This is a genomic window from Gelidibacter salicanalis (assembly GCF_016469035.1).
Classification (GTDB): domain Bacteria; phylum Bacteroidota; class Bacteroidia; order Flavobacteriales; family Flavobacteriaceae; genus Gelidibacter; species Gelidibacter salicanalis_A.
The window spans coordinates 392015-403728 of sequence record NZ_JAEHJZ010000004.1; the positions used below are offsets into that span (position 1 = coordinate 392015).

The following is an 11714-nucleotide window of genomic DNA, read 5'->3' on the forward strand; positions in this document are numbered from 1 at the left end:
TTAAAGCCACCTTCCCTTGGAAAAAGGGAAGGAATTTTTGCTTATTACTAAGAAGGAATGCCAACTGTTTACTTCCCACTGCCAACTTATTTTATTTCTGTACACTTACCTTATAATTAATTCCATAAGTTTTGGTCAAGTTATCATCATTAAAAATATCCATGACTGGACCCGTGGCAATTTTCTTGACATTCAGAAAAGTCACCCAATCAAAATATTCGGGAACCGTTTGTAAATCGTGATGGACCACAATGACGGTTTTTCCGGCTTTTCGCAATTCCTTTAAAATATTGATAATGGCAATTTCTGTAGTGGCGTCCACACCTTGAAAAGGCTCATCCATAAAATAGATGGAGGCGTCCTGCACCAAGGCTCTAGCCAAAAAGATACGCTGCTGCTGACCGCCAGAAAGCTGACTGATTTGCCTGCTCTTAAATGCGAGCATCCCCACTTTTTCTAAAGCCTCCAAAGCTGCCTTCTTTTCTTTGACGCCTGGACGTTTAATCCAGCCCAAACTGCCATAGGTTCCCATCATGACAACATCTAGTGCGGTAGTCGGGAAATCCCAATCCACACTGCCTTTTTGTGGCACGTAGGCTACCAACGAACGTTGTTTATGATAAGGTTTCCCATAAATACTGACACTTCCGGCAATTGGTTTGAGAATGCCCAAAATAGCTTTTATGAGCGTGGATTTTCCAGCGCCATTTGGACCAACTATGGCCATCAGAACGCCTTCAGGGATTTCAAGATCAATATCCCAAAGCACTGGCTTATAGTTATAGGCCACGGTTAAATCGTCAACTTTTACGGCTAAAACTCCTGTGGAGGCTGGAGTCTCATCCTTGGAATGTGCATTTTTCATTGTATCCATTTGTTTCATTTCTTACAAACCCCTTATTATTTAAAGAATGCCGAGTCTTATAATGTTTGCACTCCTAATTTTTCAAAATCTGTCAGCCCTTTATGTTGTAACGGCTAGTTTAGCCCTGATAGCAGCGGCATCCTTTTTTGATTTTTCATCAAAAAAGATACAGCGGATAGCAGGAACAGCTTCAAATAACTAAAAACGTTATGCTACTTGTTTCGATTACACTGGCTTAATAGCCTTTCTGGTTAATGCAACTCCCAACTTATTTCAGCGCATTTACAATGGTATTGACATTGTGTTTAAACATTCCAATATAGGTACCTTGCGGAGTTCCTGCATTTCCTAAAGCATCAGAAAATAATGTGCCTCCAATCTCTACGTTATAATTTTTGGAGTTCACGGCGGCTTGAAGCGCTTCAATAGTGCGCTTTGGGACAGAACTCTCTACAAAAATGGCTTTAATTTTTTTATCGATAATAAAGTTAGCTAAATTTTGAACATCCATCACACCAGCCTCTGTAGCTGTGGAAAGCCCTTGTAAACCAACCACTTCAAATCCGTAGGCTTGGCCAAAATAATTAAAAGCGTCATGGGCGGTAACCAATATCCGCTTTTCTTTGGGAAGAGTGCTAATAGTGGCTCTAATTTCGGCATCCAAGGCTTTTAATTGGTCAAGGTAGGTGTTACCATTTTCTTCGAAAAAGGTGCTGTTTTCAGGATCTGCTTCTGATAGTTTTTTAACCACAAAAGCGGTAATAAGTTCCCAATTATTGACATCAAACCAAATATGTGGATCGTAATTAGAGGCAAAATACGCTGAGCCAATCAATGTTTTTGGATCTAATGCGTCAGATACGGCAATGGTCTGTAAGTTTTGACTTTGCATCTTCTCAAAAACTTCTACGAGTTTCCCTTCCAAGTGTAAGCCTCCGTAGAAAATCAAATCAGCGTTTACCAATTTAGTGACATCCCCTTCACTAGCTTTATAGAGATGCGGATCTACGCCGGTGCCCATCAAACCTTGAATGTTGAGCCTGTCGCCACCAATGTGTGTGACTAAATCCGTTATTAAGGTTGTAGTGGTCACAATGTTGAGGTTACCATTATCATTTTTGTCATTTTTACAACTAAAAATCAGTGTAAATAAGAGTATTACTAGTATGTTTTTCATTTGGTATGCTTTTTTGTTAGGATTCTAAAACTGGCGCCGGCACTTATTAATAACTCTTGTCCTTTGGTTATGCTGCTTCCAACCAACGCATCTAGCTGTAGATTGTTAGAAATTAAATACGTTACTCCTGCATCCCAAAAATGGTTTGCTGCATTATGCTCAGGTATATCACCATACAGTTCAGCAAAAACCCCAAATTGATTGGTAATTTCTAATCCATACGAAATAGCATAAATATAAGCGATTTCTGGGGAATCATTTTCCCATTCTGCTCCAATATTATATCCTAAGCTTGATTTTTCACTTAAGGTATGGCTGAAGGCAAACACAAAATCAGCACCGGTTGTTTCCGGTTTGTAATCAGTGCTCGCCATAAACGGAAGATATAAATGGCCTAAAAAACCTATTTCAGGAAACCATCCATTTTCTTGTGCTACTGTCGTTTTAAACCCTAATAGTAATGGACTGAAGCCACTGGATACGTCCTTTAGTTGGTTTCCATTACTATGAACGCTCTCTTCTTCGAAATTCCAACCCACACGCAGTTCTAAATTATTGATTACACCGTAGCGGAGTAGTGTGGTGTTGTATGTAAAAGCTTCCTTCTTGATTCTATTCTCTTCAAAGGATTCATAACTAGCACCCGTTTCTATTTGAAGCATACCTTTGGGTATTGCTGTAGCGGATTCGGTGGCGTCTGGTCGGTCAGTAATCAACGGTTCTGAAAAATTGTTTTCCTGTGCAACTATAGAGTTAATGCCCATTCCTACCAAAAGAATAAAAAATAATTTTTTCATAAGTCTAAATATAAGTTACGAAGGTACTAAAAAAAATAGAATGATTCGAGTGCCAGACTATCTTAATCAGATGATTGGTTATGATTTAATTTTTCGAAGCGTTCGGATATTAGTTCTTGAATTCATAGAATCAATTTAAATAATTGTTTAGAGCGGTCTAAAAATAAGCGCGCCACATTATATTCTTATATTTGTATGACACACAAAAAACATGATCACACTCACTGAAGAGAATTATATAAAAGCGATTTTTCATTTGGGCAAACAAGGCTCAGTGACCGTAAGTACGAATGCTTTAGCGGAAGCTATGAATACGAAAGCTTCTTCGGCCACAGATATGATAAAGAAATTGGCAGAAAAAAATTATGCCAACTATAAAAAGTATCAAGGGGTTAGTCTAACGGCTGATGGAAAACGCGTGGCGGTAAATATCATCAGAAAGCACCGATTGTGGGAGGTTTTCTTAGTGGACAAACTCAATTTTACTTGGGATCAGGTTCATGACGTGGCAGAGCAGTTGGAGCATATCAAATCTCAGAAACTCATTGATGAGTTGGATGCTTTTTTAGATTTTCCGACGCATGATCCTCACGGCGATCCTATTCCGGATAAGCAGGGCAAGTTTGAACACGTTGAAAAAACAAGTCTTTCTAACGCCAAAGAAGGTGTGAGCTATGTGTGTGTGGGTGTTAACGACAGTTCTGTCGATTTTCTTAAATATTTAGACAACAATGCCATTGCGCTTGGTACCGTGATAAAAGTTTTGCATAAAGAACCCTTTGACCATTCCATTAAAATTAAAATAGATGGCAAGGAACTTATGGTGTCCCAAACTGTTGGGAAAAATCTATTTTTAAAAGAAGCTTAAGCCTCGAATTGTCATTCCGACGAACGGAGGAATCACATAACGAAAATATCCGGCCACAAAGTTTGGGAGTTGTCATTCCGACGCAAGGAGGAATCACATAGCGAAGACTTAATTTGCAGCTAAATTGCGAATAAGTTGTCATTCCGACCTAAGTAGGAATCACACTAAGATGTGTAACAATCCATAACAATTTCTATTAAGTTGTCATTCCGACGTAAGGAGGAATCACATCAACAAGGTCTAACAACGGTGGTGATAATTTTGCTCAAATTCAACAAGAAATTAATGGCACTTATCGCAATCGTGTGCATCGCTGAATGCCTTTTTTGATTTGGGTTTTTTCCAAAAGAATTTCTTGATCAAGAAACTTAATGCAAGTGCCAGAGCTGTAAGCGCTAATATGGTTTGAATCGTGTCGTTCATGTTCTTTCTGTTTTCATCATTCCACTGTAGTCCTAAGCGAGAATTATTCGTTATAGGCTTACTTCAAAAGTTGGAAGGCAATCAATGCTATAATATACGCAAAACCACTCATAATTACAAGTTGTAGAATAGGCCATTTCCACGAATTTGTTTCGCGCTGTACAATAGCCAGGGTACTCATGCACTGCATGGCAAAGGCGTAAAATAGAAGCAAGGAAATTCCTGAAGCAAAGGTAAACAGCGGTCCTCCCAAAATAGGATTCACTTCTCCGGCCATTCTGTTTTTAATGGTTTCTTCGTCATCACTTCCAACACTGTAAATTGTGGCTAATGTGCCTACAAAAACTTCACGCGCTGCAAAGGAGCTCACCAATGCAATACCAATTTTCCAATCGTAACCCAAAGGTCTGATGGCAGGTTCAATGGCATGTCCTGTAATGCCTAAAAACGAGTGTTCCAATTTTTGGGACGCTACATGTTCGTGCAATTCTTCAGCGCTGAGGTTTTGATCAGCGTATTCCGTTTTGATGATTTCTTCTGCATTGTTAAATTCTTCACCAGGACCGTAAGATGCCAAAAACCAAAGCACAATTGAAATTGCCAGAATGATTTTACCAGCGCCAAATACAAACGATTTGGTTTTTTCAATAACCGTCAATACCACATTCTTAAGTAAGGGCAACTTATAATTGGGCATTTCTACCACAAAAAAGGTCTTGCTTTTAATCTTAAGAATTTTATTTAAAATCATGGCAGATACTAAAGCAGCGCCAAAACCAATCAAGTACAACAGCATTAAGGTCATGGCTTGATACCCCAAACCAAAAAAGCGTTCATCAGGAATGACCAAGGATATAATTATCAAATACACTGGTAATCGTGCAGAGCAAGTGGTAAAAGGGGTAACCAAAATAGTGATTAAACGCTCTTTCCAACTTTCAATATTTCTGGTAGCCATGATTGCAGGAATTGCGCAGGCCGTCCCAGAAATTAAAGGCACCACACTTTTTCCGCTCAATCCAAAACGGCGCATACCGCGGTCCATTAAAAACACGACACGACTCATATAACCACTTTCTTCAAGCACTGAAATAAAGAGGAATAAAAACGCAATTTGAGGGATGAAAATCACAATACCACCCAATCCTGGAATTATACCTTCGGCCAACAAGCTGGTAAAGGCACCTTCAGGAAGCGCATTTTTTGCCCATTCGCTTAGAGATGCAAATGAAGAATCAATAAAATCCATGGGGTAGCTAGACCAATCATAGATGGCTTGGAAGATGGTTAATAAAATTAGAAAGAAGATCACGTAACCCCAAATTTTGTGGGTTAAGATGCGGTCCAATTTAATGCGCAGGTCTTTAGCCGTGCTCAAATCGATAGTTTGTCCTTCTTTAAGGGTGTTGTTTATAAATTGATAGCGCTTAATGGTTTCCTTTTGTTGAAGACGTTTAAGATCAGCTTTAGATTTTGTCTTAAAATCTGCAACAGCATCAATTTCGTTTCTGTCCGTCTTTCCAAAATTGACATCTTGGGTAATGACCAACCAAAGTTTATAAAGTAATTGATTAGGGAAGGCTTTCTGTAAATTCTCAAAGTACTCAGGGTCAATTTCAGAAGCATTCATACAAGGAGTTGTGGAAAGTTCCTTATAATTTGTTATGAGTTCCTTTAATTCAGTAATCCCATTTTTTTTACGCGTACTGACTAAGGCAATTTTAGTGTTGAGGTGTTCCTCTAAATAAGGAATATCTAAAGTAATCCCTTTGTAACTCATCCGGTCAGCCATATTGATGACCAAGATAGTTGGGATTTCCAAGTCTTTAATTTGGGTAAAGAGAAGGAGATTACGTTTTAAATTTTCGACATCACTGACCACTACGGCAACGTCAGGAAAGTCTTTATCATTTTTATTCAGTAATAATTCAATCACCACATTCTCATCTAAAGACGACGCGTTTAAGCTGTAGGTTCCCGGTAAATCAATGATGTGCGCTTTTACGCCACGCGGAAGTTTACAGATGCCTTCCTTTTTTTCAACCGTAATACCAGGGTAGTTTCCTACCTTTTGGTTCAATCCGGTGAGTGCGTTAAAAACTGAGGTTTTACCTGTATTCGGATTTCCTATTAAGGCAACATTGATGTGTTTACTCATTTATAAGATCTCTATTAATATATGAAGTGCAGTCTCTTTACGAATGGCCAAATGGGTGCCATTAATGTTAAGATACATGGGGTCAGAAAAGTAGGCTACTTGTACCAGTTCAACATAGTTGCCCGGTAAACAGCCCATTTCCAAAAGTTTTAATGGGATGTAAATAGACGATACGTCAGTAATGATACCGCGTTGCCCTCTTTTTAGATGTGCGACTGTTACTTGCATCCTTATTTAGATTGATTTTAAAGAAGCAAAAGTAAATATAAAAAGTTAGAGGGTCAACGTTAAAATATTAAAGTTTCAGGTTTCTATTGTTTGAAGTTTCTTTTGTTTGAAGTTTCTGTTTTTAAGCACTTCAATTTCAACTTCAACTTCAACTTCAGCCTTTCACTAATCTCTTTCTAGAATTTTAATGTCTTCTAACAGTTGTTCAATATCTTCCGGTTTTGTACCGTCATAAAACCCTCTAATTTGACGCTTCTTATCAATCAGCATAAAATTTTCAGTGTGGATCATATCGTAGGCATCACCATTACCATCGGTTTTAACGGCTAGATAGCTTTTTCTGGCGAGTTCATAAATTTGTTTTTTATCGCCAGTAACCAGATTCCATTTGGAATCAATGACGCCTTTTTCAACCGCATAGCGTTTCAATTGGGCAACACTATCAATTTCTGGTGTTACAGAGTGGGACAGGAGCATGATCTCATCATCGGTCATGATCTTCTCTTGGATTTGCACCATATGATCGGTCATAATCGGACAAATGGTTTGGCAGGTGGTAAAAAAGAAATCTGCCACATAGATTTTATCTTTATAATCTTCTTGAGTGATGGTGTCTCCATTTTGATTGATCAGACTAAAATCAGCAATTTTATGATACTTACTTTGATACTGCACGGTGCTGTCTACCATTTCAAAATTCACCATAGAAGGTTGGTAAATGGGAAGCACCTTTTTGGGCGTTAGAATATTAAAAATGATGGTAACAATTATGACAGACAGGATCAGTAGTACGATTCCAAAATACTTATAGTCCTTAAAAAATGAGAGCATTTTTAATGATTTTGAGGGTGTTTTGTAAGATTTCTGTGCAAAAATACGATAGATAAGCGTCAAAAAAGGTATTTTTAGTGCTAAAATCGGCTTTCATGAAAAACATTTTGTCCCTTCTTCTGTTATGTGTTTTTTCAGGTATGTCCGCCCAAGATCATCCGTTGAAGGCCTTAAACGAAGCGGAAATGAAATCGGCATTAAAACGGATGGAATTTCGGGCCAGTCCCAACACAGGAGATTATGATGTAAAATATCACCGTCTGGAGTTTGAAGTAGATCCTTCAGTGAAGCACATACAAGGCACAGTAACCACCTATTTTGAAGCAAAATCACCTTTAGGTCAGATCACTTTTGATTTGGCAACCAACATGACCGTTTCTCAGGTGTTGCAGCGTGGAGAGCCTTTGGCTTTTACTCATAACGGTACTGAGGAACTTGTGATTACCTTGGGCAAAGAGCAAGTGGTAGGAGTTTTGGATTCCCTGACTATTAGCTATTCAGGGAATCCGGTAAGTTCTGGTTTCGACTCTTTTGAAGTCAGTACACACAGTACAAAACCCATTTTATGGACACTTTCTGAGCCTTATGGCGCCAAAGATTGGTGGCCATGTAAGCAAGATTTGATTGATAAAATTGACAGTATTGATGTGTATATTACATCGCCTAAAACCAATTCTAGTGGTGACAACTATGTTGCCGTTGCCAATGGTTTAGAACAATCCCAAACCATTACTGGAGCTACGAAAACCACACATTTTCAACATCACTATCCCATTCCTGCCTACTTGGTTGCCATTGCGGTTACCAATTATGCGGTCTATACGGATACCGTTCCCAATAATGGCAATCCGTTTGAGATTGTCAATTATGTATATCCAGAACATTTAGCAACTATAAAAACGCAAACACCAGTTACGGTACCTATTATGAATCTGTTCAGCAAACTTTTTGGAGCATATCCTTATGCCGATGAAAAGTATGGCCATGCGCAATTCGGTTGGAATGGTGGGATGGAACATACCACAGTGTCTTTTATGGGGAGTTTTGGGAGAAGTTTAATCGCCCACGAGTTAGGACACCAATGGTTTGGCAATAAAGTGACCTGTGGTAGTTGGCAGGACATTTGGCTCAATGAAGGGTTTGCTACCTATATGACCGGATTGGTAGTAGAGCATTTAGATGGAGAAACACCTTTTAAAATCTGGAAACAACAAACCGTAAATTCCATAACCTCCAGAAATGCCGGTGCGGTGTATGTTAAGGATTCCGATACGCTGAACGTAAATCGGGTGTTTGATGGCCGATTGTCCTATAACAAAGGCGCCATGGTGCTGCATATGTTGCGAAAAAAAATAGGTGATGCCGTGTTCTATCAAGGGTTACAAAATTATCTCAATCATCCAGACCATGCCTATGGGTATGCAAAAACGGAAGATTTATTGGCTATTATGAATGTGGCGAGCAATCAGGATTTATCTGAATTTTTTGAAGATTGGATCTATGGTGAAGGCTATCCCATTTTTGATTTAAAATGGTATCAATCCAATCCCAAAGAAATCAACTTGATATTAAATCAAACCCAAAGTCATCCTTCTGTCTCCTTTTTTGAAACGGCGTTGCCGGTGCGGTTGCTTGGTGCTTCCGGAGAAAGATTGGATCTCGTTTTAGAGCATACAAAAAATCAAGAAAATTTCACCAAATCGGTCAATTTTAAGGTTGTTGAAGTTCTGGTCAACCCCGAGTTTGATGTGGTGTCAAAACATAATGCTCCCGTTTTGAGTGTTGATAGGCACTCTGTAGCTATGGAACTCTCAGTCTATCCAAATCCAACTTCCAATCGTATTACCATTAAAAAACCAGATCATCTTATGGTGGAACGCATCCATATTTATAATGTTTTGGGCCAGCAGTTGTATACGTCAGGTTGGACCAATAGCATTGACATGTCTTCATTTTCTTCAGGATTGTTCGTGATTGAACTTCAAACAAACATCGGTAACATTAATAAATCGGTGTTAAAAAACTAGCGATTAGAATCGCATTAGTTTCCTAACTGCACTTAAAAGAGTACTTTTGTGCCTTATAATTTTTTTTTCAGAAAGATCAATGGAATTTATTATTAAAATTTCTCAATTTTTATTGAGTTTGTCCCTTCTCATCGTATTGCACGAACTCGGACATTTTATACCAGCAAGACTATTCAAAACACGCGTAGAAAAGTTCTACTTGTTTTTTGATATCAAATACAGTTTATTCAAGAAAAAGATAGGCGATACTGTTTATGGCATCGGGTGGTTGCCACTTGGAGGTTATGTAAAAATAGCCGGAATGATTGATGAAAGCATGGACAAGGAACAGATGGCCTTGCCGCCACAACCTTGGGAGTTTCGCGCTAAGCCGGCCTGGCAACGTTTAATTATCATGTTGGGTGGTGTAACGGTCAACTTTGTATTGGCGCTACTTATTTATATCGTTATGGCGTTTGCCTATGGTGATACTGATATTTCTGCAGCAAGTATTAAGGACGGTTATTTGATTGATAATCCGCTATTGATCGATTTAGGTTTTCAGACTGGTGATGATATCGTGAAAGTTGGAGACACCAAGGTTGTTAACTATTCAGATGTGAACACCAATATCATAGGTGCTGAAACAGTAACAATTGAGCGTAATGGTGCTGAGCAAACGATTACGTTGCCTGAAGATTTTTTAGGACAATTATCGACGAGCAAGCACGAGGGATTGTTCAGCATAAGAAAGCCCTTTTTAGTAAATGCTGTAAGTGATACGTCGTTAAATAAATCGGCAGATTTGAAGAAAGGCGATTTGGTGAAGTCTATCAATGGTAAATCAGTTGAATATTTTGACCAAGCTGAAGACGTTTTAAAGTCGTTTAAAGGACAAACCGTTGCCACAGAGATTGTAAGAAATGGCGAATCTAAGCGTATTGATCTACAAGTTGATGATACGGGCAAATTGGGTGTAGAAGTTGGCGGATCATATAATGATATTGCCGCGCTAGGTTATTTTGACATTGTCAGAAAAGAATATACATTTGGTGAAAGCTTCGGAATTGGTCTTAACAGATTTACAAGCCAAATAACAGGTTATTTTACGCAATTGAAACTCATATTCAGTCCGAGTACGGGAGCTTACAAAGGGGTAGGTGGGTTTAAGGCCATCTTTGATGTCTTTCCAAGCACTTGGAGCTGGGAATATTTTTGGGGCATTACAGCGTTCCTTTCAATCATGCTCGGAGTGTTGAATTTATTGCCAATTCCTGCTTTAGATGGAGGACATGTGATGTTTTTACTTTACGAAATGATATCAGGACGCACACCCTCAGAAAAGTTTTTGGAGCGTGCACAATTGGTTGGATTCGTGATTCTCATCATGTTAGTATTGTTCGCCAATGGGAATGATATTTTTAAAGCGATAACGGATTAAAAATATTTCAAAATTGTTTTGTTCAATTCAAAAATAGCAATATATTTGCAACCTCAAAATAGGTAATATACCTTCCTCCTTAGCTCATCCCGATAGCTATCGGGAGGTTAGAGCATCGGAGAGAAAACGTTCTTTAATAAAAAAATGAATTGTGTTTACATCTTGTATTCTGAGAGCCTTGACAAATATTATGTTGGAGAGGCATCAAATATAGATGAACGGGTTGAACAACATAATTCTGGTTTTTATAATACTGCTTTTACTAAACAAGTTTCTGATTGGAAATTATTCCATGTCATGGGTTGCGAGGATAGAGTTCAGGCGAGAAAAATAGAAACACACATCAAAAAAATGAAAAGCAAAACTTATATTCAGAATTTGAAAAAATATCCTGAAATATTAGAAAAGCTTAAAAGTAAATATAATTAACCTTCCTCCTTAGCTCAGTTGGTTAGAGCATCTGACTGTTAATCAGAGGGTCCTTGGTTCGAGCCCAAGAGGAGGAGCAAACAAAGAGTTACATGAAAATGTAGCTCTTTTTTGTTTTTTGGTGGTTCCACATTCTTCTATCTTTCTAAATTATAGAACACTTTTCCAATTCCATAAGCAACTGACGGCTTTATTTTTAATTAGTAGAGTGCTTATTTGGTGTAAATATTTTTTTATCTGTGTCTTCTAACCAATATAGCAAATATGGAATATTGTTTGCATGTGTCCAGCCAAAAACTCGAAGCCCCATATTAAGCTCCCAAATAGCCTTTTTGTCTTCATCTTCTGGTAGTCTTGAAACTGCCATTAATGCTTCACTAAACTCTTTTTGAGTCGTTAAACTATCTACGGTTATAGGCAATTCAGAGACTTTTAATATTTCCGCCCTATTCATGGCTTCGTTAAAATAGGGTAACTATTCAGGCTTCAAT

11 protein-coding genes and 1 tRNA gene are annotated in these 11714 nt (G+C 38.3%); 5 read left to right on the forward strand and 7 right to left on the reverse strand.

The features are described from left to right. Nucleotides 1-91: 91 nt before the first annotated feature. The 3 genes from JEM65_RS03705 to JEM65_RS03715 all read right to left on the reverse strand — a co-directional run bounded on the left by JEM65_RS03705 (nucleotide 92) and on the right by JEM65_RS03715 (nucleotide 2839). A complete protein-coding gene (locus JEM65_RS03705; protein ID WP_199597207.1) occupies nucleotides 92-865 on the reverse strand; it encodes a metal ABC transporter ATP-binding protein in 774 nt (257 codons plus the stop codon). Between the two features lie 268 nt (nucleotides 866-1133). Then, entirely contained in the window at nucleotides 1134-2042 is a 909-nt protein-coding gene (locus tag JEM65_RS03710; RefSeq protein ID WP_199597208.1) for a metal ABC transporter solute-binding protein, Zn/Mn family, read from the reverse strand. Continuing rightward, nucleotides 2039-2839, reverse strand: a complete 801-nt coding sequence (locus JEM65_RS03715) for a transporter (protein ID WP_199597209.1) — start codon at nucleotides 2837-2839, stop codon at nucleotides 2039-2041. Before JEM65_RS03715 ends, JEM65_RS03710 begins: the two co-directional genes overlap by 4 nt. Nucleotides 2840-3050: 211 nt before the next feature. On the opposite strand from JEM65_RS03715, the gene JEM65_RS03720 reads away from it, so the two are divergent. Then, nucleotides 3051-3707, forward strand: a complete 657-nt coding sequence (locus JEM65_RS03720; protein WP_199597210.1) for a metal-dependent transcriptional regulator — start codon at nucleotides 3051-3053, stop codon at nucleotides 3705-3707. 481 nt (nucleotides 3708-4188) lie between these two features. On the opposite strand, the gene feoB is transcribed toward JEM65_RS03720, so the two are convergent. The 3 genes from feoB to JEM65_RS03735 all read right to left on the reverse strand — a co-directional run bounded on the left by feoB (nucleotide 4189) and on the right by JEM65_RS03735 (nucleotide 7347). Beyond that, on the reverse strand, nucleotides 4189-6288 hold the full coding sequence (gene feoB / locus JEM65_RS03725) for a ferrous iron transport protein B (RefSeq protein WP_199597211.1): 2100 nt from the start codon (nucleotides 6286-6288) through the stop codon (nucleotides 4189-4191). Continuing rightward, a complete protein-coding gene (locus JEM65_RS03730) occupies nucleotides 6289-6516 on the reverse strand; it encodes a FeoA family protein (protein ID WP_199597212.1) in 228 nt (75 codons plus the stop codon). 165 nt (nucleotides 6517-6681) lie between these two features. Further along, complete coding sequence (locus tag JEM65_RS03735; RefSeq protein WP_199597238.1) at nucleotides 6682-7347, reverse strand: SCO family protein; 666 nt, start codon at nucleotides 7345-7347, stop codon at nucleotides 6682-6684. 95 nt (nucleotides 7348-7442) lie between these two features. Between JEM65_RS03735 and JEM65_RS03740 the strand changes: the two genes are divergently transcribed. The 4 genes from JEM65_RS03740 to JEM65_RS03755 all read left to right on the forward strand — a co-directional run bounded on the left by JEM65_RS03740 (nucleotide 7443) and on the right by JEM65_RS03755 (nucleotide 11300). Next, nucleotides 7443-9374, forward strand: coding sequence for a M1 family aminopeptidase (locus tag JEM65_RS03740; protein WP_199597213.1), 1932 nt, complete (start codon nucleotides 7443-7445; stop codon nucleotides 9372-9374). 79 nt (nucleotides 9375-9453) lie between these two features. Further along, nucleotides 9454-10794: an RIP metalloprotease RseP gene (gene rseP / locus JEM65_RS03745; protein ID WP_199597214.1), complete on the forward strand. Its 1341-nt coding sequence runs from the start codon at nucleotides 9454-9456 to the stop codon at nucleotides 10792-10794. 144 nt (nucleotides 10795-10938) lie between these two features. Then, nucleotides 10939-11223 carry a GIY-YIG nuclease family protein gene (locus tag JEM65_RS03750; protein ID WP_199597215.1) on the forward strand — a complete coding sequence of 95 codons (285 nt, stop codon included), beginning with the start codon at nucleotides 10939-10941 and terminating at the stop codon, nucleotides 11221-11223. Nucleotides 11224-11226: 3 nt separating this feature from the next. Further along, nucleotides 11227-11300 (forward strand) — tRNA-Asn (locus JEM65_RS03755). 119 nt (nucleotides 11301-11419) lie between these two features. Here the strand turns inward: JEM65_RS03755 and JEM65_RS03760 are convergent. Continuing rightward, the gene (locus tag JEM65_RS03760; protein WP_199597216.1) at nucleotides 11420-11677 is read right to left on the reverse strand and encodes a hypothetical protein; all 258 of its coding nucleotides are present in this window, start codon (nucleotides 11675-11677) and stop codon (nucleotides 11420-11422) included. Nucleotides 11678-11714: the final 37 nt, after the last annotated feature.

Excerpts from the sequence above, each read along its gene's own strand:
- JEM65_RS03705 (WP_199597207.1), bottom strand. The coding sequence starts at position 865 with ATGAAAAATGCACATTCCAAGGATGAGACTCCAGCCTCCACAGGAGTT.
- JEM65_RS03710 (WP_199597208.1), bottom strand. The coding sequence starts at position 2,042 with ATGAAAAACATACTAGTAATACTCTTATTTACACTGATTTTTAGTTGT.
- JEM65_RS03715 (WP_199597209.1), bottom strand. The coding sequence starts at position 2,839 with ATGAAAAAATTATTTTTTATTCTTTTGGTAGGAATGGGCATTAACTCT.
- JEM65_RS03720 (WP_199597210.1), top strand. The coding sequence starts at position 3,051 with ATGATCACACTCACTGAAGAGAATTATATAAAAGCGATTTTTCATTTG.
- feoB (WP_199597211.1), bottom strand. The coding sequence starts at position 6,288 with ATGAGTAAACACATCAATGTTGCCTTAATAGGAAATCCGAATACAGGT.
- JEM65_RS03730 (WP_199597212.1), bottom strand. The coding sequence starts at position 6,516 with ATGCAAGTAACAGTCGCACATCTAAAAAGAGGGCAACGCGGTATCATT.
- JEM65_RS03735 (WP_199597238.1), bottom strand. The coding sequence starts at position 7,347 with ATGCTCTCATTTTTTAAGGACTATAAGTATTTTGGAATCGTACTACTG.
- JEM65_RS03740 (WP_199597213.1), top strand. The coding sequence starts at position 7,443 with ATGAAAAACATTTTGTCCCTTCTTCTGTTATGTGTTTTTTCAGGTATG.
- rseP (WP_199597214.1), top strand. The coding sequence starts at position 9,454 with ATGGAATTTATTATTAAAATTTCTCAATTTTTATTGAGTTTGTCCCTT.
- JEM65_RS03750 (WP_199597215.1), top strand. The coding sequence starts at position 10,939 with ATGAATTGTGTTTACATCTTGTATTCTGAGAGCCTTGACAAATATTAT.
- JEM65_RS03760 (WP_199597216.1), bottom strand. The coding sequence starts at position 11,677 with ATGAATAGGGCGGAAATATTAAAAGTCTCTGAATTGCCTATAACCGTA.